This window comes from Terrabacter sp. AAH1, from assembly GCF_054456855.1.
The window spans coordinates 832967-858752 of record NZ_JBTJJV010000001.1 but is presented as its reverse complement, the minus strand read 5'-3'; the positions used below and the strand labels follow the sequence as shown (position 1 = coordinate 858752).

Annotated in this window: 21 protein-coding genes; 10 read left to right on the top strand and 11 right to left on the bottom strand. The window is 70.0% G+C overall.

Features of this window, described 5'->3' with window-relative positions; all coding sequences use genetic code 11:
* Positions 1-3115 (top strand): fibronectin type III domain-containing protein (locus tag ACXR8F_RS04015; protein WP_458798813.1); only part of this gene is annotated, 3115 nt, incomplete at its 5' end.
* A gap of 310 nt (positions 3116-3425) precedes the next feature.
* On the top strand, positions 3426-6167 hold the full coding sequence (locus ACXR8F_RS04010) for an ATP-dependent DNA helicase (protein ID WP_458798811.1): 2742 nt from the start codon (positions 3426-3428) through the stop codon (positions 6165-6167).
* Positions 6168-6199: 32 nt separating this feature from the next.
* On the opposite strand, the gene ACXR8F_RS04005 is transcribed toward ACXR8F_RS04010, so the two are convergent.
* On the bottom strand, positions 6200-6541 hold the full coding sequence (locus ACXR8F_RS04005; RefSeq protein WP_458798810.1) for a hypothetical protein: 342 nt from the start codon (positions 6539-6541) through the stop codon (positions 6200-6202).
* A gap of 392 nt (positions 6542-6933) precedes the next feature.
* Positions 6934-7329, bottom strand: a complete 396-nt coding sequence (locus ACXR8F_RS04000) for a hypothetical protein (protein ID WP_458798809.1) — start codon at positions 7327-7329, stop codon at positions 6934-6936.
* A gap of 591 nt (positions 7330-7920) precedes the next feature.
* On the opposite strand from ACXR8F_RS04000, the gene ACXR8F_RS03995 reads away from it, so the two are divergent.
* A complete protein-coding gene (locus ACXR8F_RS03995; RefSeq protein WP_458798808.1) occupies positions 7921-11907 on the top strand; it encodes a Pls/PosA family non-ribosomal peptide synthetase in 3987 nt (1328 codons plus the stop codon).
* Positions 11907-13259: a M1 family metallopeptidase gene (locus ACXR8F_RS03990; RefSeq protein WP_458798807.1), complete on the top strand. Its 1353-nt coding sequence runs from the start codon at positions 11907-11909 to the stop codon at positions 13257-13259. Before ACXR8F_RS03995 ends, ACXR8F_RS03990 begins: the two co-directional genes overlap by 1 nt.
* 77 nt (positions 13260-13336) lie before the next feature.
* Here the strand turns inward: ACXR8F_RS03990 and ACXR8F_RS03985 are convergent, their stop codons facing one another.
* Both ACXR8F_RS03985 and ACXR8F_RS03980 read right to left on the bottom strand, forming a co-directional pair.
* A complete protein-coding gene (locus ACXR8F_RS03985; RefSeq protein WP_458798806.1) occupies positions 13337-13945 on the bottom strand; it encodes a 4'-phosphopantetheinyl transferase family protein in 609 nt (202 codons plus the stop codon).
* A gap of 61 nt (positions 13946-14006) precedes the next feature.
* Positions 14007-14291, bottom strand: a complete 285-nt coding sequence (locus ACXR8F_RS03980) for a three-helix bundle dimerization domain-containing protein (RefSeq protein WP_458798805.1) — start codon at positions 14289-14291, stop codon at positions 14007-14009.
* A 70-nt stretch (positions 14292-14361) separates the two neighbouring features.
* On the opposite strand from ACXR8F_RS03980, the gene ACXR8F_RS03975 reads away from it, so the two are divergent.
* Positions 14362-15078, top strand: coding sequence for a hypothetical protein (locus ACXR8F_RS03975; protein ID WP_045190961.1), 717 nt, complete (start codon positions 14362-14364; stop codon positions 15076-15078).
* 33 nt (positions 15079-15111) lie between these two features.
* Here ACXR8F_RS03975 and ACXR8F_RS03970 read toward each other — a convergent pair whose 3' ends face one another.
* Positions 15112-15630, bottom strand: a complete 519-nt coding sequence (locus tag ACXR8F_RS03970) for a hypothetical protein (protein ID WP_458798804.1) — start codon at positions 15628-15630, stop codon at positions 15112-15114.
* A 226-nt stretch (positions 15631-15856) separates the two neighbouring features.
* Between ACXR8F_RS03970 and ACXR8F_RS03965 the strand changes: the two genes are divergently transcribed.
* Entirely contained in the window at positions 15857-16378 is a 522-nt protein-coding gene (locus ACXR8F_RS03965) for a YbhB/YbcL family Raf kinase inhibitor-like protein (RefSeq protein WP_458798803.1), read from the top strand.
* A gap of 166 nt (positions 16379-16544) precedes the next feature.
* Here ACXR8F_RS03965 and ACXR8F_RS03960 read toward each other — a convergent pair whose 3' ends face one another.
* Complete coding sequence (locus ACXR8F_RS03960; protein WP_052677286.1) at positions 16545-17333, bottom strand: sigma-70 family RNA polymerase sigma factor; 789 nt, start codon at positions 17331-17333, stop codon at positions 16545-16547.
* Between the two features lie 165 nt (positions 17334-17498).
* Between ACXR8F_RS03960 and ACXR8F_RS03955 the strand changes: the two genes are divergently transcribed.
* The 4 genes from ACXR8F_RS03955 to ACXR8F_RS03940 all read left to right on the top strand — a co-directional run bounded on the left by ACXR8F_RS03955 (position 17499) and on the right by ACXR8F_RS03940 (position 20435).
* Positions 17499-18110, top strand: a complete 612-nt coding sequence (locus ACXR8F_RS03955; protein WP_458798802.1) for a hypothetical protein — start codon at positions 17499-17501, stop codon at positions 18108-18110.
* Between the two features lie 353 nt (positions 18111-18463).
* Positions 18464-18655 (top strand): hypothetical protein, encoded by a 192-nt coding sequence (locus tag ACXR8F_RS03950; RefSeq protein ID WP_045190957.1) that lies wholly within the window; start codon positions 18464-18466, stop codon positions 18653-18655.
* Between the two features lie 147 nt (positions 18656-18802).
* Positions 18803-19423 carry a DUF47 domain-containing protein gene (locus ACXR8F_RS03945; protein WP_045190956.1) on the top strand — a complete coding sequence of 207 codons (621 nt, stop codon included), beginning with the start codon at positions 18803-18805 and terminating at the stop codon, positions 19421-19423.
* 7 nt (positions 19424-19430) lie between these two features.
* On the top strand, positions 19431-20435 hold the full coding sequence (locus tag ACXR8F_RS03940) for an inorganic phosphate transporter (protein ID WP_458798801.1): 1005 nt from the start codon (positions 19431-19433) through the stop codon (positions 20433-20435).
* Between the two features lie 88 nt (positions 20436-20523).
* On the opposite strand, the gene pstB is transcribed toward ACXR8F_RS03940, so the two are convergent.
* The 5 genes from pstB to ACXR8F_RS03915 all read right to left on the bottom strand — a co-directional run bounded on the left by pstB (position 20524) and on the right by ACXR8F_RS03915 (position 25729).
* Positions 20524-21300: a phosphate ABC transporter ATP-binding protein PstB gene (gene pstB, locus ACXR8F_RS03935; protein WP_045190954.1), complete on the bottom strand. Its 777-nt coding sequence runs from the start codon at positions 21298-21300 to the stop codon at positions 20524-20526.
* Positions 21301-21319: 19 nt separating this feature from the next.
* Positions 21320-22279 (bottom strand): phosphate ABC transporter permease PstA, encoded by a 960-nt coding sequence (pstA, locus tag ACXR8F_RS03930; protein ID WP_045190952.1) that lies wholly within the window; start codon positions 22277-22279, stop codon positions 21320-21322.
* The gene (pstC, locus tag ACXR8F_RS03925) at positions 22276-23283 is read right to left on the bottom strand and encodes a phosphate ABC transporter permease subunit PstC (protein ID WP_458798800.1); all 1008 of its coding nucleotides are present in this window, start codon (positions 23281-23283) and stop codon (positions 22276-22278) included. The genes pstA and pstC overlap by 4 nt, the downstream gene beginning before the upstream one ends.
* 115 nt (positions 23284-23398) lie before the next feature.
* The gene (gene pstS, locus ACXR8F_RS03920) at positions 23399-24526 is read right to left on the bottom strand and encodes a phosphate ABC transporter substrate-binding protein PstS (protein ID WP_458798799.1); all 1128 of its coding nucleotides are present in this window, start codon (positions 24524-24526) and stop codon (positions 23399-23401) included.
* A gap of 255 nt (positions 24527-24781) precedes the next feature.
* Positions 24782-25729 (bottom strand): NUDIX hydrolase, encoded by a 948-nt coding sequence (locus tag ACXR8F_RS03915; protein WP_045190947.1) that lies wholly within the window; start codon positions 25727-25729, stop codon positions 24782-24784.
* Positions 25730-25786 lie beyond the last annotated feature (57 nt).

The following is a 25786-nucleotide window of genomic DNA, read 5'->3' as shown; positions in this document are numbered from 1 at the left end:
GACGCCGCTGGGCAGCATCGAACATGTCCAGGTTCTTGGCACTCTGCCCCTCAGCGGCTCGTTCTCGTACACGATCCCGGCGACGTGGGCCAACGGGGTGTACCGCCTCGACTCCGCGTACTTCTACGACGGGATCGGCAACGGGGCTGGCTACGAGCGCGGCGGTGGAGTGCACAAGATGCCGAGCGGGGCGAGCGGCCCAACCTCGCACAGCTTGGACTTCAACGCACTGGACCTCTCGATGTCTGGTTCCACCGTCGATACGGCGATCCCGGTGTTGTCTCAGCTGTCGGTGAGCTCTACGGGTGTGCGGCCGGGTGACCGGGTCTCGTTTGCGTATGAGGCGTCAGACGAGCAGGGCTCTCTGGGGCAGATCGATCTGCGGTATTGGACGCCGCTGGGCAGCATCGAACATGTCCAGGTTCTTGGCACTCTGCCCCTCAGCGGCTCGTTCTCGTACACGATCCCGGCGACGTGGGCCAACGGGGTGTACCGCCTCGACTCCGCGTACCTCTACGACGGGATCGGCAACGGGGCTGGCTACGAGCGCGGCGGCGGAGTGCACAAGATGCCGAGCGGGGCGAGCGGCCCAACCTCGCACAGCTTGGACTTCAACGCACTGGACCTCACGTGGGCTGCGGCTCCTGGTGCGCCGGAGTCCGTGCGCGCGACGGCCGGTGACGGGCAGGTCTCGGTGTCGTGGTCGGCGCCGGCTAGTGATGGTGGGTCGCCGGTGACGGGGTACACCGTGACGGCTTCGCCTGGCGGCAAGAGTGTCACGACGTCGGGGGCGACCTCGGCGGTGCTATCGGGTCTGTCGAACGGGACGAGCTACACGTTCACGGTGGTCGCCTCCAACGCGGCCGGTGCGGGTGCCGCGTCGACGGCCAGTGCTGCGGTGATGCCGACGGCGCCGGATCTGGCGGCTCCGGTGTTGTCGGAGTTCGACTTCACACCCAAGAGTGTGGACGTCAATGCGGGGGCGAAGTCCGTGACGGTGACGGCTCGGGTCACGGATGCGACGGGTGCGAAGATGCCGACGCTGTTGTTGTCCTCGGACTCGAGCACGCAGACGCTGGGGTTCGGGTCGATGACGAGGGTCTCGGGGACGGCGACGGACGGGGTCTACCAGAGCACGGTGTCGATCCCGTCGACGGCGGCGCCGGGGTCATGGACGGTGCAGATCTACCCGCTGGGTGACACGCTCGGCAACAGCGACAACACCTTCCACGCGCATCCGTCGAAGTTGACGGTCAGCAACACACCTCCCGTGACGGTGCCGGGTGCCCCGTCGGAGGTGTCGGCGATTGCCGGTGATGGGCAGGCGACGGTGGTGTGGACGGCCCCGAGCAGCGACGGGGGGTCGCCGATCACGGGTTACACAGTGACGGCCTTCCCAGGAGGAAAGACCGTCACTACGACGTGGGCAGCCTCGGCAGTGGTGGACGGCTTGGCGAACGGTACGGCCTACACGTTCAGCGTGACCGCAAGCAACGCTGCCGGGACTAGCCCTCCCTCCGAGGCGTCCGCTCCTGTGACGCCGAAGGCCGTGGATCTGGATGCTCCTGTGTTGTCGGAGTTCGACTTCACCCCGAAAATCGGTGATGCAAACGCCGGACCCAAGACGGTGACCGTGTCGGCTCGTCTGACGGATGCGACCGGGGCGAAGGCACCAATCTTGGCGCTGACGTCGGTCTCGGGCACGGAGGCGTTTTGGATGGGGCCGATGACCAGAGTTTCTGGGTCGGCCACCGACGGTCTCTACCAGCGCACCTTTTCCATCCCGTCGACCGCGGCGCCGGGGCTCTGGACAGTGCAGTTGGACCCGCTGGAAGACATCAACGGGAACAGCGACCGTCGCCTGCACGCGCACCCGTCGAAGCTGACGATCACCGACACGCCGCCGGACACGGCGGCGCCGGTGGTGTCGGAGTTCGACTTCACGCCCAAGACCGTGAACGTGAACTCGGGCGCCCAGAGCGTGAGCGTGACGGTGCGTGTGACGGATGCGACGGGTGTTCGACCTCCGACGATGGTGTTGAGGTCGGACTGGGGCGGCCGAACGTTGGGTCTCGGGACAATGACGTTGGTCTCCGGCACGGTCACGGACGGGGTCTACCAGAGGACGGTGTCGATACCCCCGACTGAAGCGCCAGGGACCTGGACCGTGCAGCTTGACCCAGTTGTGGACACGCTCGGCTATTACGTCAACACCTTCCACATCCACCCCTCGAAGCTAACCGTCACCAACACCCCTCCGGTGACGGTGCCGGGTGCCCCGTCGGGGGTGTCGGCGGTTGCGGGTGACGGGCAGGCTTCGTTGTCGTGGTCGGCGCCGGTCAGTGATGGTGGGTCGTCGGTGACGGGGTACACGGTGACCGCGTCGCCGGGCGGGAAGAGCGTCACGACCTCGGGGGCGACCTCGGCCGTGGTGACGGGACTGGTGAACGGGACGAGCTACACGTTCACGGTGGTCGCGAGCAACGCGGCCGGCATGGGTGCCGCCTCGGCGCCGAGTGCCTCGGTCACACCCATCGGCAAGCTGACAGCAGCGCCGACGCCGACGGTGTCGGGCACGGCGAAGGTCGGGTACGCGGTCACGGCGAGCCCTGGAGTGTGGGGTCCGGCGCCGGTGAGCCTGGCCTACCGCTGGTACCGGGTGTCCTCGACCGGCGCCGTCACGGCGATCACGGGCGCGACCGGCTTGCGGTACGTGGCGACCTCGGCGGATCGCGGCTACCGGTTGAAGGTGACGGTGACAGGGTCGAAGACCGGCTACACCACGGTCGCACGCACCTCGGCTCTGACGGCTGCGGTCGCGACCGGGACGTTGACGGCAGCGCCGAGCCCGAAGGTCTCGGGCACGGCGAAGGTCGGGTACGCGCTGACAGCGAGCCCTGGAGTGTGGGGTCCGGCGCCGGTGAGCCTGGCCTACCGCTGGTACCGGGTGTCCTCGACCGGCGCCGTCACGGCGATCACGGGCGCGACCGGCTTGCGGTACCTGGCGACCTCGGCCGATCGCGGCTACCGGTTGAAGGTGACGGTGACAGGTTCCAAGGCCGGCTACACGTCGCTGGCGCGCACGTCTCCACTGACCACGGTGGTGGCGCGGTGAAAGCCGACCACCACAGTCGGCCACGAGGACTCGCCATGTGGGTGACCGGTCGCACGACGGAGTCGTCTGCGCGACAGGCTTACCAACGTCGGACCGCCGCTGACGATCCGCTAGCTGACCCGACGAGCGCCTACCCCGGGGAAATGCCGTCGCTCCTGAAGGAGGCCACGGAGCTCGCAGGTGGGCATGGCGCAGGCGTGCCAGCCATGGCGGAGGCGCTGAAGCTTAGCGCTGCGCAGGTGCGGGCCCTGCTCGGTGACGCCGACCAGCGCCCCATCCTTCACCTCGTCGGCAGTGAGGACTGAGCGCCGTGGCGTCCGTGCAGCAGCAGGTGCAGAGCGTCGACGGTGTGATCTGCCAGAACATCGCCAGTCTCGGTGAGGACCGCGGCTTTCTGTCTCAGAACGTCCTCTCCCAGCTTCGGAACCTCGTCGAGGGGCTCATGTTGTGGGCACACCTGAACGACCCCTCCGCCGAGTTCCGCTACGACCAGGTCGGGTCCGCACTGGACACGGCCAGGGCGACCGCGAAGTTCCGGCTGCTCAGCCGGTTCCACCACCTGCTGCAGGCCAGCACCTCGCACTACACGCTGGACCGGGACCCATCCGAGCGGCTGATGCTCAAGTACTACGAGTACCTGCTCCGCACGCGCGACCTCGCGCGGAACGAGTTCGGCATCGCGATCCTCGGCAACCTGGACCTGTTCCCGGTGGATCTCGACCCGTCGCTGCGCGAGTACCACCAGAAGATCGCGGAGCGTGTCGAGGCGGCCCGGGCAACGCCGACGGAGCCACGCCGTGAGCGCTACTACGTCCACAGCTCGCGCCCCTTCTTCGTCGGCGGCCGGATCTTCTACGAGGTCACGTTCTCGCTCGCCCACAACTGGACGAGCAAGTTCGACCGCACCATCGCGTTCACCGACGTCGACCTGACCGACAAGTACGCGGCGTACCTCGACCTGTCCAGCGAGTCGATCACGGTGCTCGGCAAGACCATGCCCATCCTGATCATCCGGGCCTGGGAGGTCTCGATCCGCCCGTGCGAGCTCGAGAACTTCGCCCGAATCTTCGGGCCGGCCTCGCGCATCCAGTCGAACCATCCCGAGTACCGCAACCTGATGCAGTATCTGACAGCGACGCGCTCCAGCCTGCTCGACCTCGTCGACATGACCGACGCGAGCTACCACCAGATCCGCGTCTGGGCTGTTAGTGACTCGCGTCGGTCACCGGCGTTCTTCCCCGCGCTCGACCAAGCCCGGGCGATCATCCGCGCGAACCAACCGGGGTCCCGCGTGCTGCGGTACCTGATGCTTCAGATGCGCAATCAGGTCATCAAGTCCCAACTCGACGCGGAGCAGTGCGGCCGTCTGTCGAACCTGCGGCTGTCGTGGAGCTGTCGGCCGTTCGACACCATGCCCTTCTGCACTTCGCCGCGTGGACACAACCCACGCTTCACCGACCTCGCAGAGAGTTTGGACGCAACCGGTCGTGAGCACGAACTGCTCGCACGCCGGGTGAGGACCAACGTCGAGCAGCACGGCGTGATCTACACCCCGGCCGCTGAGTGCCAAGATCTGGGCGACGTGGATCAGCTGATCGCCACGTATAACCGGCTCCTGCCGCCGACCGACCGGCACGCGCCTCGGAGGCTCAAGCACGAGAACGGGCACGTGTTCATCGTCGGCTACGAGGACGACACCGTCGCGATCATCGAGAAGCTGCAGGAGGCCGTCGGCGAGGGCCTCGCTCGGCACGCCGACGACGTACGGGACTGGTTGGTCGCGAACGCGGGCACGATTGACGACCCCGCGAAGGCCGAAGCGCTCGAGGCTCTCTTCGACCAGTCGAACGTCGCCCTCATCGTCGGTGCCGCCGGCACGGGCAAGTCGACCATGGTGAACCACATCGCCAACTTCTTCGCCGACAAGCGCAAGCTGTTCCTCGCGCACACGAACCCGGCCGTGGACAACCTGAAGCGGCGAGTGGACGCCCCGAACGCCGCCTTCAGCACGATCACGAGTCATGTCAACAGGAGCCAGGACTTCGGCTCGACGTACGACGTGCTGGTCATCGACGAGTGCAGCACCGTCGACAATGCGAGCCTACTGAAGGTCCTAGACTGCACCACCTTCGACCTGCTCGTGCTCGTCGGCGACGTCTACCAGATCGAGTCGATTCAGTTCGGCAACTGGTTCAGCCTCGCCCGCTCCTACATCCCGAAGGGCTCCACGTTCGAGCTCACCAAACCGTTCCGAACCGACGATGACGCGCTTCTCACGCTGTGGGACAGAGTGCGCGGTCTCGATGACCGCATCGAGGAGTCACTGTCGAAGAGCGGGTACTCGATGGTTCTGGGCGAGGAGCTGTTCACGCACCGGAGCGAGGACGAGATCGTCCTCTGTCTGAACTACGACGGCCTGTACGGCATCAACAACGTCAACCGCTTCTTACAGGCGGGCAACCCAAGCCCGGCCGTCACCTGGGGCGAGTCGATCTACAAGGTCGGTGATCCTGTGCTATTCAACGACACCGACCGGTTCCGGCCCGTCATCTTCAACAACATGAAGGGGACGATCGCCGCCATCGGTCGCGTACCCGGGCGGATCACGTTCGACGTCAACCTCGAACGGGAGGTCACCGAAGGCGAGCTTGCCTTCACAGAACTCCGCTGGGTGGCGGGGTCGACGGTGCAGTTCGATGTCTACGAGCGCGCGAGCAGCGACGACGACGACGACGATCGCAACACGCTGATCCCGTTCCAGATTGCGTACGCGGTGTCAATCCACAAGGCGCAGGGACTTGAGTACGACTCGGTCAAGGTCGTCATCACGGACGCAAACGAGGAGCGGATCTCGCACAACATCTTCTACACGGCGATCACACGAGCACGTCGTCGGCTGGGGGTGTTCTGGACTCCTGAGACGCAGCAGCGGATCCTTAGCCGGCTCGCCGTACGAGAGAACATGAAAGATGAGAGCCTGCTGAAGATCCGGCGCGGACTTGTTCCGTTAGCTGGCCGGCCGAAACGGCGGAAGACTCGCCCGACGGTGTAGGCGCCCAACCGCCTGACTGCTGGTCGCATGCGTCAGGAGTGGCTCTTGAACCAGCTAAGTATCCCGCGCGCGTCCTTGATCTCGTGAGACGAGGTGCCGTGCTGGCCATCGTCGTCCTGGTACTCGTAGTCCTGGCGGATCCCGACCTCCTGGGTAAAGGTGTCGGTGAAGGTCTCACTGCGCGTGTACTTGCCGTCCGAGCTCCAGCCGTCGACGCTGCGTGTCCGAGTCTGCGAGTGGCCCCGGTGCTTCTCAGCGTATTCATCGACGAAGTTGACCAGGAACTTTGCCTCATCGTCCGTCAGGCGCGCGTTCGAGACGTCCAAGTGCTCGCCGATGCGGTCACGGAGTCGCTTCTTCTCGTCTGGTTGCACAAGTCCTCCCTCGGGCTTTCGTGGACGTCAGGTTATAGGCGCCTGCGGCGAAGGTGCTCACCAAGACCCTCACTGCTGGCAACACTTCCCTCCTCATCTAGGCGCCGGGCACGGTCCGACTGGGGCGAGCTGGTCCGCGCAACCACTGGTCCACGATCACGTCACCATTCAGGACGAGGTAGGACCCGCGTGAAGACGCTAGCCCGACGCGTTGCCGCCGGGCCGCGACATGCCTGGATGAGGGCGCGCCACCAGAGGGCGCCGATCGTCGTGATGTTCGCGCTGGGGTGCTCGCAGCGAGGAGATGCCCGAGGAAGCATGCTCGACTGGGGTCCTGGCTCTGTGTGCCCAGCCAGTCTTGACTGGGCACACAGGATGTCAGGGGGTTAGCGCTACGCGTCGGGCCCGGCCTTGTCACGGATGACGTCCTGCCAGTTGGTGTGCTCTAGCCACGTCTTCTCCATCAGGTGCGCCGTCATGCCGAGCAGCTTGCGCGGCGTGCGGATGTCCTCGACTGGGATGGAGTAGTCGTTGGCCTCGCGGGTGCGGTCGCAGGCGTCGTGGTGTGCCTGCCAGCGGACTTTCTCAGGCATGAGGCCGAAGTCGGCCATGTTCATGCTGAAGAAGCCCTGCTCGTCGGTGCGCTCCTTGCGGAACTCGTGCCACTCGGCCTCTCGGGTCAGGACATCGCCTGGCACGTCGATGTGCAGGTGCCCGTCAGTGTTCTCAATGGGCTTGCCGCACGCGACGCAGTCCCACGTGAGCTCGTTCGTCTGGTTGGTTGTCATGAGGGTGAGTCTGCCTCGGTCCCGGGGCGGGTGGGGCCGGCGAAAGTCGGCCTAGGCCCACGGCGATGGCTTTCGGCCGCGACGCCTGGGGAAGGAGGTGTCTCCGAGTGGCGACCGTTGCCCTGGGTGCCCGGAAGGGCTGACCGAAGCCACCGCCGCTGAAGAGCTCCCGCTGTCCGGGCTGATGTCTCCCTGACACAGCGACGTGGCTTTGACCTCGTGAGTGCACGTGGCACTGGCTCCGGCGTTCCGGCATCTTGATGGCTGCGTTCCCGAATGAACCCAAAGCAGGGTTGGGATTGTCCGTTGGCTGCAGGTCAAAGTGAATGTTCTCATCCCCCAGAGGCCCTGGGCGGCGCTGCTGGCCGCCCGGCCAGTATGCCGCAGCCGCGTGCGTCCGGCCGCACCGCGTCGACCAGGCGCGTGGGCCCACCCGACGGGGTATGCGGTCCCGGCGGGTCGGGTGGGTCGCCGCGAGACGGATCGGGGAACCGTGAAACCGGCCCGGGGAAGCACACCGTGCGTTCCCGGCGGCGATACGTTCACCGTGAGGCCCGGTGTCGCCCGGGCGTCGACCTCGGAGGAGAACGCGTGTTGGACCCCTTGCTGGCCGGTGGCCGTGCTGCCCCGCCGCGCACCCTGGTGGACGTGCTGGCCGACGTCACGGCGCGGCACCCCGACGCCCCCGCCCTCGACGACACCCACACCGTGCTCACCTACACCCAGCTGACCGGACAGGCGGTGCGGATGGCTGCCGACCTGGTCGCCGCGGGCGTACGCCGGAGCGACCGGGTCGGGGTGAGAGTGCCCTCGGGGACGACCGACCTCTACGTCGCCATCCTCGGCATCCTCCATGCGGGTGCGGCCTACGTCCCGGTCGATGTCGACGACCCGCAGGAGCGCGCCGACCTCGTCTTCTCGGAGGCGGCCGTCGCGGCGGTCGTCGGCGCCCGCCGCCAGATCTCGGTGCCGGGGGCGAAGGGACGTCGCCCCGTGGCGAGGTCGCCATTGGCCGAGCGGCCCACCCCTTCGCCCGGTCCCGCGGGCGCCGAGACGGCCCGACCTGCTTCCGCCCTGCCGGAGGTGGCCGTCGACGACGACGCGTGGGTCATCTTCACGTCCGGGTCGACAGGCGTGCCCAAGGGCGTCGCCGTGTCGCACCGCTCTGCGGCGGCCTTCGTCGACGCTGAGTCGCGGATGTTCCTGCAGCACAACCCGATCGGACCCGGTGACCGCGTGCTCGCCGGTCTCTCTGTCGCCTTCGACGCGTCCTGCGAGGAGATGTGGCTGGCGTGGGCCCACGGCGCCTGCCTGGTGCCTGCGCCCCGCAGCCTCGTCCGCACCGGCATGGACCTCGGCCCGTGGCTCGTGGCGCAGGACGTGACGATCGTGTCGACGGTCCCCACCCTGGCGGCGCTGTGGCCGGCCGAGGCGCTCGAGCCCGTGCGCCTGCTCATCTTCGGCGGGGAGGCGTGCCCGCCCGACCTGGCCGCGCGCCTCGTCGCCCCGGACCGCGAGGTCTGGAACACCTACGGACCGACGGAGGCGACCGTCGTCGCGTGCGGCGCCCGGCTCGACGGCAGCGCACCGATCCGCATCGGTCTGCCGCTCGACGGGTGGGACCTCGCCGTCGTCGGCCCGGACGAGCAGCCGGTGCCGCCGGGGGAGACCGGGCAGCTGATCATCGGCGGCGTCGGGCTGGCGCGCTACCTCGACCCGGCCAAGGACGCCGAGAAGTACGCGCCGATGCCCACCCTCGGGTGGGAGCGGGCGTACCGGTCGGCCGACCTCGTCGTCAACGATCCCGAGGGGCTGGTGTTCGTCGGCCGGGCCGACGAGCAGGTCAAGCTCGGCGGCCGGCGGATCGAGCTCGGTGAGGTCGATGCGGCGCTGCAGGGGCTGCCCGGGGTGACCGGCGCCGCCGCGGCGGTCAAGACGACCACGGCCGGAACGCAGGTGCTCGTCGGCTACGTCGTCCCCGAGGCTCCCGACGCGTTCGACCGCACCGACGCGCTCGCCCGGCTGCACGAGGAGCTGCCGGCGGCGCTCGTTCCGGTGCTCGCCGTGACGGACGACCTGCCCACCCGCACCTCCGGGAAGGTCGACCGTGCAGCGCTGCCGTGGCCCCTGCCGGGCGCCCCCGACGACGACGAGCCCAGCCCCCTCACGGGCACGGCGGCGTGGCTGGCGAGCAACTGGGCCGCCGTGCTCGGCACCGACGTGCGCTCGGAGGACGCCGACTTCTTCGACCACGGTGGCGGCAGCCTCTCGTCGGCACAGCTCGTCTCCATCGTGCGAAAGCGCTACCCGACCGTCACCGTCGCCGACATCCACGCCCACCCACGTCTCGGCGCGCAGGCCGAGCTGCTCGAGACCATGGTCCCGGCGGACGGATCGGGCGGCGGCCGCACCGTGCGCCGCATCCCCCGGCGCAGCCAGCTCGTGCAGACCCTCGTCTCCGTCGTGCTGCTCACCGTGAAGGGACTCCAGTGGCTCGTGGCGCTCGCGACCCTCACCGAGCTCGGTCGCCTCGCCGGACTCGTGCTGTGGTCGGTGCCCGTGTCGTGGTGGGTCCTCGCCGTCGGCTGGCTGGCGTTCATCACGCCGCTCGGGCGGATGGGCCTCTCGGCGCTGGCCGCCCGGGTGCTGCTCGCCGGCCTCAAGCCGGGCACCTACCCGCGCGGCGGCGTCGTGCAGACGCGGCTCTGGGCCGCCGAGCGGTTCGCCGACGCGATGGGCGCCATCACGATGGCCGGTGCGCCGTGGATCGTCTACTACGCAAGGCTGCTCGGCGCCTCCATCGGCCCCGGCGTCGACCTGCACTCGGTGCCGCCGGTCACCGGCATGCTCACCATCGGCGCGGGCGCGAGCATCGAGCCCGAGGTCGACCTCACCGGCTACTGGATCGACGGGGACCTGCTGCACGTCGGGCCGGTCCACATCGGTCGCGACGCCGTCGTCGGCGCGCGCAGCACCATCGGCCCGGACGTCCACATCGGCCGCGACGCCGTGGTCGAGGCCGGCTCCACCGTGCTCCGCTCGGTGCGGCCCGGGCGCGTCGTCGCCGGCTCCCCGGCGGAGCGCGTCGACCGACCGAGCCACACCGCGTGGCCCGCCGAGCGACCACCCAACGCGCCGGCCTGGGTCGCCGTCTACGGCCTGTCGGGCGTGCTCCTCTCGATCCTGCCGTTCCTGGCCCTGCTGCCCGGCGTCGTGCTCGTCGGGGGAGCGATCGCCCGGGCGCGCACGGGCACGGAGGCGGCCGCGGCGGCATACGCGGCCGTGCCCGTCGTGACCGTGCTGGGACTCCTCGGGCTGGCGCTGCTCACCGCCGTGCTCGTCCGCCTGCTCGGGCTGGGCCTGCGTGAGGGCTGCTACCCCGTGCGCAGCCGCGTCGGCTGGCAGGTCTGGTCCACCGAGCGGCTGCTCGACCAGGCCCGCACACTCCTCTTCCCGATCTACGCGAGCCTCGTCACCCCGACGTGGCTGCGGCTGCTGGGAGCCCGCGTCGGGCGTGACGTCGAGGCGTCGACGGTGCTCCTGCTGCCCTCGATGACGACGGTCGCCGACGGAGCCTTCCTCGCCGACGACACGATGGTCGCCGGCTACGAGCTCGCCCACGGGTGGGTGCGCATCGGCCCGGCGAAGATCGGCAAGCGGGCCTTCCTCGGCAACAGCGGCATGGCGGCACCCGGCCGGCGCGTGCCCAAGCACGGTCTCGTCGCCGTGCTCTCGGCCGCACCCCAGAAGTCCAAGGCGGGGTCGAGCTGGCTCGGCAGCCCGCCCGTGCGCCTGCGCCGGCCCCCGCAGGGCTCCGATGACGAGCGCACGTTCGCTCCACCGTTGCGGCTCAAGGTGTTTCGCGGACTGGTCGAGCTGTGCCGCATCGTCCCCGTCATGGTCACCGTCGCCATCGCGGTCACCGTCCTCGCCGCCCTGGGGTGGCTCATGTTGAAGGTCGGGCTGGCCGGTACGGCCGCCCTCGGCGGGGTCGTGCTCGCCGCGGCCGGCGCCGTCGCCGCTGCCGTGACGACCCTGGCGAAGTGGGTCGTCGTCGGGCGCATCGGCGCCGTGGAGCACCCGCTGTGGAGCCCGTTCGTGTGGCGCAACGAGGTGGTCGACACCTTCGTCGAGATGGTGGCCGGCCCGTGGTTCGCGTGGACGGCGACCGGCACCCCGGCCATCAACGTGTGGCTGCGCACCCTCGGCGCCACGATCGGGCACGGCGTCTGGTGCGAGACGTACTGGCTGCCCGAGGCCGACCTCGTGACCCTCGGTGAGGGCGCCACGGTCAACCGCGGCTGCGTCCTCCAGACCCACCTCTTCCATGATCGAATCATGAGCATGGACACGGTCACGCTCGAGGACGGCGCCACGCTCGGCCCCAACGGGGTCATCCTCCCCGCAGCGACCATCGGGAGCGGCGCCACCGTCGGCCCCGGGTCGCTCGTGCTGCGTGGCGAAGCCGTCCCCGACGGCACGCGCTGGACCGGCAACCCGATCGCGCCGTGGACGGGAGCGACGGGAGCAGCGGCCCCGCAGGGACAGCCGGCCGGCACCGCCGGGAGCCTCGCCTGATGGGTGGTGGCGTCACCCACGAGGCCCACGCGCTCGCCGACCCCTACACGCCCGACCGGGGCGACCCGGCATACGTGGTCACCCACTACGACCTCGACCTCGACTACAAGGTCTCGAGCAACCGGCTGTCCGGCCGGGCGGTGCTCGACGTCCGCGCGGCCCGCGACACCCGACGCCTGGTCGTCGACCTCGTCGGACTGCGCGTCAGCAAGGTCTCCGTCGGCGGTGCCCCCGCTCGCTGGGTGCACCGCGGAGCCCGCCTCGTCGTGACCCCCGCCTCCCCGCTGACGCGCGGAGAGCGCACGCAGGTCGCGATCACGTATGCCGGCACGCCCGGTCCCGTGTCGACGCGCTGGGGCGACGTCGGCTGGGAGGAGCTCACCGAGGGCGCGCTCGTGGCCGCGCAGCCGAACGGGGCGCCGACCTGGTTCCCCTGCAACGACCACCCACGGCACAAGGCGAGCTACCGCCTGTCGTTTGAGTGCGACTCGCCCTTCGACGTGGTCGCGACCGGCGCCCTGGTCTCGACCCGGGTGCGCGGCAGCCGCACCCGACGGGTCTTCGTGCAGGACGTGCCGATGGCCACCTACCTCGCCACCGTGCACGTCGGCCGCTACGTGCACCGTGAGCTCGGCCCGGCAGCCGTGCCGGTGAGGGTCGCGATGCCGGCCGCGTGCGAACGGCCGGTGATGCACGACCTCGGCCGACTGCCCCGGATGACGTTCCACTTCGGTGAGCTCTTCGGTGACTACCCGTTCGACGACTACACCGTCGTCGTCACGGCGGACGACCTCGAGATCCCGCTCGAGGCGCACGCGCTCGCGACGTTCGGCCCGAACTGGCTCGACGGCAACCGTCGCCACGAGCGGCTGGTGGCCCACGAGCTCGCCCACCAGTGGTTCGGCAACAGCCTGACGACCGCCACGTGGGCCGACATCTGGCTCAACGAGGGTTTCGCCTGCTACGCCGAGTGGCTCTGGGCCGAGCACGCCGACGGTGTGTCCACCCACCTCAACGCCACGACGCACTGGGCGCGGCTGCTGCGACTGCCGCAGGACCTCGTCCTGGCCGATCCGGGGCCCGACCTGATGTTCGACGACCGCGTGTACAAGCGCGGAGCCCTGACCCTGCACGCGTTGCGGCGACGACTCGGTGACGGGGTCTTCTTCGCCCTGGTGCGCGACTGGGTGTCGACGTATCGGCACGGGTCGGTGACCACCGAGGACTTCGTCGCGCTCGCCGAGGCGCACGCCTCGAGGGCCCACGGTGACGACGGAGGCGACGAGGTGCGGCGACTCCTCGAGGTGTGGCTGTGGACCGAGCCGCTGCCTCCGCTGGACGCGCGGCCCTGACGCCTGCGGCCTCGGGTCGCCGGGGCCCCAGTGCTCGTTCGGGGACAGTGCTCCTTCGGTATTGCCGCTCGTCCGGGTCAGTGCCGGCGCACCACGAGGGGTGCGTCGCTGCCGACCAGGGCGACCGCCACCGCGTGTCCGGCCGGATCGGGCTCTGCCCGCACGTCGACGACCGTGACGGGCGGCAGCCCGGCGACGACCTCGCCCGCCTGCCCCTCGGTCGGGGTGCGCATGCTCGCCGGGTCGACCCGCAGCCCCACCCCCAGAGCCTTGAGCGCTGCCTCCTTGCGCACCCAGGCGACCGCACTGTCGGGCGACGCCGCCGCTGCGCCGGTGGCCCGTTCCCCGGGATGGAGCGCGACCTCGGCGAAGCCGTCGAACGAGGCCGCCTGTCGCCGCTCGACGTCGACGCCGACCGGGCCGGAGCGCGACACCGCGAGCGCGACGAGGTCGGGGGTGCGGCTCAGGGAGAGGTGCAGTGCGGAGTCGTCGAGCAGGCGCGGTCGACCGTGTGGCGCGCCGCAGGTCGTGCACGTCCGGTCGAACCGGAGCGACGAAGGCTCCCGGCCCAGCAGGCGCCCGATCTCGTTGCGTGCCAGAGCATGCGCTGCGGCATACGCCCGGGCGCTCTCGACGTGCCTGAAGCGCTGCCAGCGCTGGAGCTCCACCACGTCGAGTACGTCCACGTCGGACGCCTCGCCGCGCGTGGCGGCGTCAGGTGCGCGGAGCCAGAGGTCGACGCGGGCCTCAGTCCCCGGACTGACCATGCGGGTCCGTGGTCGCGGGCGCCGGCGGCGCCCCCGGGTCGATGTCGCGCAGGGTGTCGTTGTCACCCTCCCGGGCGGCGAAGGCGAGACGGTCGCGGGCGGCGTGCTCGACCAGCACGGGCACGAAGTCGCGCACCCGTCCGGTGAGCTTCGAGTGCGAGAGACGCACGGCCGCCTCGACCACCTCGGAGTCGAGGTCGGGGAAGCGTGCCTGCAGACGCGCCTGCACGTCGGCCAGGGCCCTCATCTCGTCCGTGCGGTCCACGGTCCAAGGATGAGGTCGCTCCTCGGCGCGCGCAAGCCTCGGTCCATGGTTGCCGGGCTACCTTGAGCGCATGCCTCGCACCCCGTCCCGTCACCGCCGGGAGCCGCGGTCGAGCCGCGGCGAGAACCGGCTCCCGCCTGCCGCTGCGGTGGTCGTGGCAGCCGTCGCGTATGCCGGCCTGCCGGAGTCGCTGCTCGTCGGCCCTCGTCTGGCGATCCCCGTCGTCGAGATCGCACTGCTCGCAGCGCTGCTCGTGACCAACCCGCGACGGCTCGTGCGCCAGACCCGTTGGTCGAGGGCGGTGTCGATCGTGCTGGCGTGCCTCGTGATCGCGACGAACCTCGTGGCCCTCGGCATGCTCGTCGCGTCGCTCTCCGCCTCCGACCGCGGCGGGATGCCGCTGCTCGTGGCGGGGATGCAGGTGTGGCTGACCAACGTCATCGGGTTCGGGCTGCTCTTCTGGGAGATCGACCGCGGTGGGCCGGTGGCCCGACAGACCGTGACCCGCGATCGGCTCCCGCCCGCGGACTGGCGCTTCTCGCAGGACGAGAACCAGGACGCGGTGCGTGAGGTTGCGGCCGGGTCGAGCATCAGCACCAACTGGCGCCCCCACTTCGTGGACTACCTCTACGTCTCGCTGACGAACTCCAGCGCGTTCAGCCCGACCGACACGATGCCGCTCTCGCCGCGGGCCAAGTGCCTCATGGGGCTCGAGGCGACGGCAGCCCTGCTCACGTCGCTGCTCGTCGTCGCCAGGGCGGTCGGGGCGCTCGGTTCCGGCGGCTGAAGGCGGTCGGCGCGGCCGGTCTCGTCTGCCGCTTCAGCCCGCGCGCCCGCGGACCCAGTCCTCGAGCGTGGCCTCGTCGTCGTCCACCACGAGCGCCCACACGAGGACGGTCGCTGCGAACCGGCCGAGCGGCGCCTGGGACGCCACGTCGTCGCGTACGGCCGCGATGCCCGCAGCGTCGGCCGGTCGGCGGAAGCGAAGCCGCGGGGAGTCGAGCACCAGGGCGCGGGCGGCGCTCGGCAGCTCGTCGACGGTCGCGGGCCGTGACCGGGCGGCCTTGCGGCGCAGGCCGACTGCACGCCAGCGGATGATGCCGCCGACGCACACGCCTGCGGCTGCTGCCGTGAGGACGACGGCGGCGCCGAGAGCCACGTCGTTCTGCGTGAGCGGCCAGCGCGTCGCCACCGCCCCGGCGAGCCCGCCGAGGAGCAGCGCGACGCCGAAGGGCCACGCGAGCCGCCACCAGGCGCCGTCGCGCTCCAGCCGTCGCTGCTCGTAGAAGCGCGAGGCCCACTCACGCACGGCGAACACCGGGAAGTCGTTGGGGCGCAAGGGATCCTGCGTCGATCTCGGCTGCTGCTGCCCCGTCTTGCGCGGTGCCCTGTGTTCTCCCCGCATCCCGGCCCCCTGTCCCTTTTGCCCGGTTCGTCTTCAGGGTAACGACCAGGCTCCGCCTGTGCTCGGACGTCCACGGCTCGCACGTCGGTGCGTCGAGAGGGGTCGGCGGGTGCGGGTGCGCGGGTACGGTGCAAGTGCCAACGAGACGCAGGAGGACCGCATGAGCCTCGACCGCCCGGTCGCCCCCAACCCCTACGAGCTGCTGCCCCGGGTGGCTTCCTTCACGGTGACGAGCGACGACGTTACGGACGGAGCGCCCCTCAAGGACGACCAGGTCGCTGCCGAGGGCAACACCTCGCCCCAGCTGTCGTGGAGCGGCGCACCCGAGGGGACCCAGAGCTACGTCGTCACGTGCTTCGACCCCGACGCGCCGACGCCGTCCGGTTTCTGGCACTGGGTGCTCGTCGACCTGCCGGCCGACGTGACGTCCCTCGACACGGGGGCGGCCGCGAACTCGCTGCCCGGCAAGGCCTTCCACGTGCGCAACGACGGCGGCGACAAGGGCTTCATGGGTGCAGCCCCTCCGGAGGGCGACATGCCGCACCGCTACTTCTTCGTGGTGCACGCAGTGTCGGAGCCGACGCTCGGCGTCGACGACTCCGCGTCGCCCGCGGTCGTCTCGTTCAACCTCGCGTTCAAGACCCTCGGCAGGGCGATCCTGCACGGCACCTTCCAGCACTGACCGTCCTAGCCGACCGTCCGAGCTGACCGTTCGCGCCAGCCGCCGCGCGGGTGGGACGCGTGATGGTCTGCCTGTCGGTGTGGTGACCACCCCACCGACAAGGCAGACCATCAGCACGTCGACGTCGACCGGGCCCGGTGATGGGCCGCCGGGCCGAGGTAGGACGTCAGGCGCTGAGCAGCTCTGCGGACTCGAGCTGCTCGCGCAGCTCGGCGAGGATGCGGCGCAGCAGGCGGCTGACCTGCATCGCGCTGAGACCCATCGTGTCGGCGATCTCGGCCTGGGTCATGTCGTGCTCGAAGCGCAGCTCGATGATGCGCTGCTCGCGCGCCGGCAGGCGCATCAGGGCGGTGCGCACGACGATGCCCTCGTCGCGGGCGGGGTCGGAGTCGTGGTCGGCACGAGCGTCGACCAGGTCGAGCACGGGGCGCCCGCCCTCGGTCGTCGTGGCGTCGAGCGAGGCGGGGCGCAGGTTGGTCGAGGCGACCTGAGCCTCCTTGACCTCGTCGAGGGTGAGGTCGAGGGCGCTGGCGATGTCGGCGGCGCCGGGCTCGTGGCCGAGCTGCTGCTCGAGCCGGGTCCGCGTGTCGGCGACGACCTGGCGGCGCTCCTGCAGGCCGCGCGGCGGGCGGACGAGCCAGCCGTGGTCGCGGAAGTGGCGGCGCAGCTCCCCGGTGATCGTCGGCGTCGCGTAGGCACCGAACTCGGTCGACTGGTCGAGGTCGAAGCGCTGGATCGCCTTGAGCAGCGCGAGAAAGGCGACCTGCTCGAGGTCCTCGCGGTCGAGGCCCTTGCCGGAGTAGCGGTGCGCGAGGGACCGCGCGAGGGGCATGTGCAGGCGGGTCACGGCCTCCAGCGCCTCGGAGCGCTCGGCGTCCGACGAGGAGGTGCGGACCGCGGTGATCAGCTCACGAGTACGTGCGTCCTTGCGCGGACCGTACGACGGGTCAGTCATGTCAGCTCCATCCAGAGTGGGCGGCGGCGCTTTCTTGACCGACACCGAAACCCTAGACAAAGACTCAACATTGCACAAGGGCTCGACAAGAAATTCAGCTTTGTCCAAGGTCTGGGGCGTCTCGGCATCATCCGTGCCGTGGGTGGCGGGGGCTAGCCTTCAGGGATGAGCGAGAGCGAGCATCGCGCCCACCGGCGGCCCGCCTTCTTCAGCGAGTCCGCCCTCGAGGCGCACGGGCCCGCCTATGACCCGACCGAGCAGATCCACGTCGCCCACGAGACGGCGCTGGCCCTCGTGCACGCCGGTCGTGCTGCGGCCGACCCCGCCGTCACGCAGAAGCTCGTCGCGCTCGTCGACGACATCGGCCTGTCGACCCTGGCCGAGCTGTGGTCCCAGCGCCCGGCCCGGTCCCTGCCCGGCGCCCTGTGGCGCCTCTACGTCCTGCGCGAGTGGGTCCGGCGCGCCCCCGACGAGGCCAGCCGCGAGTATGCCGCCGGCATCCGTTTCACCGGCCCGAACCACGCCGTCGCCGGCGCCGCCGAGCCACCCGGCCCGCAGGAGATGGGGCGCGTCATCGACGAGGTGATGCGCGGCGTCTTCGAGGGCGACCTCGCCGTCGCCCTCGAGCGTGCCGCTGCCTTCTGCCGCGTCGTGTCCGCCGGTCGGGCCGACATCTCGTCGGGCGACGACAGTGCCGAACAGGCCGCCAACGTCCTCGTCATGGCCGACGACCTCGCCGTCTGCGCCCGTCTCTGGCGGGCCGACGCGCTGGACTGAGGCCGCCCCGCTCCCGGCGGTGGCCCGGAACACGGTCGTGCGTCCGGTCGTCTTTGGCGATCCGTTCGCGCCGATCTATTCTTGACGCGCGTCGGGTCGCGGTAGCCCCGGGTCCCAAATTCAGCCGCTACGAGCGGCCCAGTGCCGAGAGGCGCTCCCGGCCCGACGCAACCTCTTCCCCCACGTCGCCGCGTCCACGGGCGCTCCCGGGTGCGCGGCGCGGGGCGTGTCGGCGGGTGTCGGGGTCCTGTCACACGTCTGTCCGTAGCGTGTCCAGCGTCTGTCGAGCCGCCCGCCCATCTCGATCGGCCCTTCCCCACACGAGCCCCGGCGCAGGTGCCTACAGTGATCTCATGACGCCCGAGGAGGAACGCTCCGGAGACCTGCTCGATGTCGCACTGGCCGATGAGATCGAGCTCGTGAGCGACCTGGTGGTCGCTGCGTCGTCCAGCCCACGCCACTTCACCCCCGACGAGGTCGACGAGCTGCTCGGCATCACGGGTGAGGCCGCCGCGGCGAGCCCGTCGCGCAGCACGCCTGCCTGAGCGTCGGCCCACCAGCCTGTCGGCGGTCCACCGGCGACGGTTGCCGAACACGGGGCGAACGCCGGATGACCGCCGGGTTGCGTCCGGGTCGCTCCTACGCCGTAGCATCGTCCCCGGACCAGCCACCCGATCGACCGGAGCAACCTCGTGGGTTTTCGCCTCACACCCCAGGACACGAGCTTTTTCACCCTCTTCACCTCATCCGCCGAGCTGCTCGTCGAGGCGACCCGGGAGCTGACCCGCTTCCTCGAGGTCGAGCCCTCGAAGCGCCAGGCGGTCGCCGACCGCCTCAAGGAGCTCGAGCACGCCGCCGACGACGCGACGCACGAGCTGATCAACAAGGTGAACACCTCGTTCATCACGCCGTTCGACCGCGAGGACATCCACAACCTCGCCGCGTCCCTCGACGACTGCATGGACTTCATCGAGGAGACCGCCGACCTCATCGTCCTCTACCGCCTCGGTGACATCCCCGAGGGCCTGGCCGACCAGTTCGAGATCCTCGCGCGCATGGCCGAGGTCACCGCCGAGGCGATGCCGCGCCTGCGCTCCCTCAAGGACCTCAAGAGCTACTGGATCGAGATCAACCGCCTCGAGAACCAGGCCGACTCGCTGCACCGCAAGCAGGTCGCCGCGCTCTTCAACAACGCCCACGATGCCGTCGAGGTGATCAAGGTCAAGGCCATCGTCGACGGGTTCGAGAACGCCGCCGACGCGTTCGAGAAGGTGGCCCACGTCGTCGAGGGCATCGCGGTCAAGGAGTCCTGACCCGCTGATGGACACGACCATCCCCGTCCTCGGGGTCGGTGCGGTCATCGCACTGGCCATGGGCTTCAACTACACCAACGGCTTCCACGACGCGGCGAACGCGATCGCGACCTCTGTCTCGACGCGGGCGCTGACGCCGCGCGTCGCCCTCGGCATGGCGGCCGTCGCCAACCTCTTCGGCGCCTTCTTCGGCACCAAGGTGGCCAAGACCATCGGCTCGGGCATCATCGAGCAGCCGGTGGGCGTCAACGGCCTCTGGCTGGTCGCGGCGGCACTCGTCGGCGCCATCGGCTGGAACCTGCTCACGTGGTGGTTCGGCCTGCCCTCGTCGTCGTCGCACGCCCTCATCGGTGGCCTCGGCGGCGCCGCGCTCGTCGCGGGTGTCAACGTGCAGTGGACCGTCATCTGGGAGAAGGTCATCATCCCGATGATCGCCTCTCCGATCATCGGACTGGTGCTCGGATACCTCGTGATGACGGCCATCCTCTGGATGTTCCGCAACGCCAACCCCGGCCGCGTGTCGCGCGGGTTCCGCACGGCGCAGACGGCGTCGGCCGCGGCCATGGCCTTCGGCCACGGTCTGCAGGACGCCGCCAAGACGGCGGGCGTCGTCGTGCTCGCGCTCAACATCTCGGGCCACCACGGCGACGACAGCATCCCGCTCTGGGTCCTCGTGCTCTCGGCCGTCGTCATCTCGCTGGGCACGTATGCCGGTGGGTGGCGCATCATGCGCACGCTGGGTCGGCGCATCATCCACATGACGCCCCCGCAGGGCTTCGCGGCCGAGACCACGGCCGCGGCGATCCTCTACGTCGCGGGCCTCGCCTTCGGCGCGCCCATCTCGACGACCCACACCATCACGTCGTCGATCATGGGCGTCGGCGCCACGAAGCGCTTCTCCGCGGTGCGCTGGGGCGTGGCCGGCAACATCGTCGGCGCGTGGGTGCTGACCTTCCCCGGCGCCGGCCTCGTGGCCGTCGTCGCCTGGTACATCACCGCGGTCTTCCGCTGAGCCTCCTCGGGGCGCACACAAAAGTGCCCACTCGACCGGTCGAACCCGGGCGAGTGGGCACTGTGCTGTGCGGGGCGGAACGCGCGGGTCAGCCGAAGCGGCCGGAGATGTAGTCCTCGGTGGCCTGCTGCGACGGGTTGTTGAAGATCCGCGTCGTGTCGTCGACCTCGACGAGGCGGCCCGGCTCGCCGGTCGCCTTGAGGTTGAAGAAGGCGGTGCGGTCGGAGACGCGCGCTGCCTGCTGCATGTTGTGGGTGACGATGACGATCGTGTAGTCGTTCTTCAGCTCGTTGATGAGGTCCTCGATCGCGAGCGTCGAGATCGGGTCGAGCGCCGAGCACGGCTCGTCCATGAGCAGCACCTGCGGCTGTACCGCGATGGCGCGGGCGATGCACAGGCGCTGCTGCTGGCCGCCGGAGAGGCCCGCGCCCGGCTTGTTCAGGCGGTCCTTGACCTCGTTCCAGAGGTTCGCGCCCTTGAGCGAGCTCTCGACGATGCCGTCGAGCGTCTTCTTGTTCTTGACGCCGTTGAGCCGGAGGCCGGCCGCGACGTTGTCGTAGATCGACATCGTGGGGAACGGGTTCGGGCGCTGGAAGACCATGCCGACGGTGCGGCGCACGGTCACGGGGTCCATCGAGGCGGCATACAGGTCCTGGTCGTCGAGCATGACCTTGCCCTCGACGCGGCCGCCGGGGATGACCTCGTGCATGCGGTTGAGGGTGCGCAGGAACGTCGACTTGCCGCAGCCCGAAGGGCCGATGAAGGCCGTGACGGACCGGGGCTCGACCGTCATCGAGACACCCTCGACGGCCTTGAAGGAGCCGTAGTAGACGTTGAGGTCGCTGACGTCGATTCGCTTTGCCATGAGAAGGCTTCTCTTTCTCTTACTTCTTGACCGCGTTGAAGTGGGCGACCACGCGGCCGATCACGTTGAGCAGCAGGACGAGGAGGATCAGGGTGAGCGCGGCGCCCCACATGCGCTCCGCGGCCGCGGGCAGGGCGAGGTCACCACGGTCCTGGTTGATCATCATCGGCAGGGTGGGGAAGTTGCCGTTGAAGAGATCCCGCTGGAAGTTCTTCGTGTACGGCGCGAGGATCAGCAGCGGGGCCGTCTCGCCCATGACGCGGGCGACGCCGAGCAGCACGCCGGTGATGATGCCCGAGAACGCCGTGCGCAGGACGACCTTGACGACGGTCACCCACTTGGGCACGCCGAGCGCGTACGAGGCCTCGCGCAGCTCGTTCGGGACGAGCTTGAGCATCTCCTCGGTGGACCGCACGATGACCGGGATCATGAGCAGCACGAGGGCCAGCGAGGCGGCGAAGCCCGACTGGCGCAGGCCGAAGGTCGTGACGACGACGGCGTAGATGAACAGGCCGGCGACGATCGACGGGATGCCCGAGAGGATGTCGACCATGAAGCTGATCGCCCGGGCGAGGCCGCCGCGTCCGTACTCGACGAGGTAGACCGCGGTCATGATGCCGATCGGCACGGCGATGAGGGTCGTCATGCCGACCATCTCGAGGGTGCCCTCGATGGCGTGGCGCGCGCCGCCGCCGAAGTCGTCGGAGTTGATGTTGCGCTGGTTGCCGGTCCACCACGTGGCGGAGCCGAGCATGTGCACGCCCTTGGCGACGACGGTCGTCAGGATCCACACGAGCGGGATCATGGCCAGCGCGAAGGCGAACCACATGACCACCTTGGCCACGACGTCCTTGACGGCGCGGACGCGGTGCGGGTTGTCCATCTCGCGAAGGACGTCGCGCCCACCCTTGCCCCCGGGCGGAGTGGTGTCGGGCGTCACGCCGTCGGCGGGCCCGCGGCTCTCGGTCACCGTGCTCATTCGCTGAAGGCCTTCCTGCGCTCGATGACGATGCGGGCGATGCTGTTGACGACGAAGGTCAGCACGAACAGCACGAGACCGGCCGCGATGTAGGCGCCGGTCTTGCTCGGGTTGCTGAACTCGGACGCGTTGTTCGCGATCTTGGAGGCGAAGGTCTCGCCGCCGTTGAAGAGCGACCACGTCCACTTGGCGCCGTCGGGCAGGGCGGACACGAGGAAGGTGACCGCGATCGTCTCGCCGAGGGCGCGGCCGAGGGCCAGCATCGCGGCGGAGATGACGCCGGGCTTGCCGAAGGGCAGCACCGCCGTGCGGATCATCTCCCACTGGGTGGCGCCCAGGGCGAGCGCGCCCTCCTTGTGCGTGGCGGGCGTCTGGTCGAACACCTCGCGCGAGAGGGCGGTGACGATGGGCAGGACCATGATCGCGAGCACCACACCGATGAAGGCGATGGTGCCGCCGGTGATGCCGGCGGTGCCGAAGAGCGGGAACCAGCCGAGCTTGTCCTCGACCCACTGCTGGACCGGCTTCCACACGGGGAAGAAGACGATGAGGCCCCACAGGCCGTAGACGATCGAGGGCACGGCAGCGAGCAGGTCGACGAGACCGGCCGCGGGCCGGCGCATCCACACCGGGGCGTACTGCGTGAGGAAGAGAGCCACCGCGACGCCCACGGGCACCGCGATCAGCATCGCGATCGTCGAGGCGGCGACGGTGGTCCAGAGGAACTCGAGGATGCCGAACGCCGGCTTCTCGCCGCCGGGGGACCACACGCGGCTCGTGAAGAAGTTCTCGGAGTTGTTCGTCAGGGCCGGGATCGCCTGCACGACGAGGAACACCGCGATGAGGGTGACGATGGCGATGACGAGGACGCCGCTGAACGTGGCGAAACCACCGAACAGGCGGTCGCCCAGGCGTCCGGTGGAGGCGCGGTCGCCCCGCAGCGGCGTGCCGCCGTCGGGGCCGGGAAGCTCGTCGGCGGCTGATACACCTGTCACTGTCGACACGTGGGGCCTCTTCCTTGGTCGGGGGAGAACTGGCGCAAGGGGCGGACGCCGAGTGCGGCGCCCGCCCCTGCGTTGTGGGCCGGTCCGGTGTGCTCCGGACCAGCCGGGCGGTGGATCAGGAGATCGCGTCGACCGCGGTCTTGACCTTGGCGGCGACCTCGGCCGGCAGGGGGGCGTAGCCCTTGGCCTCGAGGCCCTTCTGCGTCTCGTCGGAGGCGAACGACTTGAGGAAGGCCTTGACCTTCTTGCCGGTCTCGGCGTCGGCGTACTTGGAGCAGACGATCTCGTAGGTCACGAGCACGATCGGGTAGGCGCCGGCCTCCTTGGTCGCGTAGTCGATCTTGAGGGCGAGGTCGTTGCCCGTGCCCGTCTGCTCGGCGGTGGCGACCGTCTTGCCGGCCGACTCGGCCGTCAGCTCGACGGGGCCGGCGCCCGTGTCGATCTGGGCCATCGGGAGCTGGTTCTGCTGGGCGTAGGAGAGCTCGACGTACGTGACGCCGCCGTCCTGGCCCTTCGTCGCGGTGGCGACGCCGGCCGACTTCTCCTTGCCCTCGCCCTTGCCGGTCCACTTCTTGCCGGTCTCGTAGGACCAGGCGCCGGGCGCGGCGGCCTTGAGGTACTTGGTGAAGTTCTCGGTCGTGCCCGACTCGTCGGAGCGGAAGAAGACCTTGATCGGCGTCGAGGGGAGCGTGACGCCCTTGTTGAGCGCCGCGATGGCCGGGTCGTTCCAGGCGGTGATCTTGCCGTCGAAGATCTTCGCGGCGACCTCGGCGTTGAGCACGAGCTTGTCGACGCCCTTGACGTTGTAGGCGATCGCGATCGGGCCGGTGACCATCGGGAGGTTCCAGGCCTCGGAGCCACAGGCCTGCTTGGCCGCGTCGGACTCGATGACGCCGTCCTTGGGCTTGGTCTTGAGCGACGAGTCAGAACCGGCGAAGTCGACCTGCTTGGCGATGAACTGCTTGATGCCGGCACCCGAGCCGGTGGGCTGGTAGTCGATCGTGGCGTCGGCGCAGGCCGTCTGGTAGGCCTTGATGGCCTCGTCGATGGCGTTCTTCTGCGCCGACGAACCCTCGGCCTTGAGGTCGCCGGAGAAGCAGTCGCCCGCGCCGGCGGAGGTGCCGCCGGCGCCGGTCGAACCCGCGCCGGGCTGGGCGCCGTTGTTCTCGGACGCGCAGGCGGAGAGCGCAAGAGCGCCGGACAGGGCGATGGCGCCGAGAGCGCTGATACGCGAAACAGACACGAGTGTGTTCCCTCTCGAAAAGGATGCTTGGAGTTGTTCCGGTGGTCGGTCGACCAGGTGGAGCGGACCTTGTCGAGCGACGCTGCTTGACGGTTGATCCATCGCGAAGATAGGTCCGCTGGGTGACGGGCCGTCCACGTGCGGTTAACGGAGGGTGAACGCAGGTCGACGGCTTGGGGTGCGGCCCCGGCCCGGGATGCGCGACAGTCGGAACGCGCCCACGATGGAGGGTTCGGGCAGCTGGTCGGCGTGCCCTCAGGTGTCGATGCGCTCCACGTCGACGACGCGCGCGTCGTCACCCTTGCCGACGACGTGGCAGACGAGCACCTCGCCCTTGCGCATCGACTCGGCCGCGGCCTGGCGCAGCAGCTCGGCGACGTCACCACGGTCGTCGGAGTGCGAGACCCGGCTGCCGAGCACCTCGATCAGGGTGGGCAGCACCGGCCCGTGGCTGCACAGCGCCGCCGGGTCACCCTTGCGCAGCAGGCGCTCGACCTGTGCGAGAGCGCCGTCGTGGCTCTCGGCGAAGCCCTCCTCCGAGAGGCTGTCGCGCGTGCGCAGCCGCAGTCCCCGCCCGACGGCATACGGCTCCACCGTCGAGACGCAGCGGGACGACGAGGACGACACGACTCGCTCGACCCCGTAGGCACCGAGCACGGCGGCGACGGTGCCCGCCTGGGCTCGCCCCACGGCATCCAGCGGGCGGAGGCGGTCGTCGCGCTCCCACTTGCCGCGCGGGACCGCCTTGGCGTGCCGCACGAGGGCAAGGGGCCACGTGCGCAGCTCGCCGGCACGCTCGGCCCGCACGAGGGCGAGCAGCTGCTCGCGGTCGCGGGCGTAGTCGAGGCGGTCGTTCGCCGAGCGCACGTCGACCCAGGCGACCTCGTCGATCTCGTTCTCGAGCACGCCGGTGCCCCCGGTGACCCGCGCGGCCCAGTAGTGCACCTGCTTCGTCGCGGGACCCCCGGTCGAGTCGAGCACCGGGTACTCCGCCGACGGGAGGGGCACGCCGAGACGCACGACGAGACCGGTCTCCTCGAGCGTCTCGCGCGCGGCCGCGACGCTCGGGTGCTCACCGGGGTCGAGCTTGCCCTTGGCCCAGGACCAGTCGTCGTACTTCGGCCGGTGCACGAGCGCCACCTCGAGCCGTCCGCCACGGCGGCGCCACGGCAAGGTGCCGGCTGCGGGGATCACGGAGGCCACGCGCGCCAGTCTGCCCGACGTGGGCCCGGCGGGTCGCCCCACGCGTCGCAGGTGCCC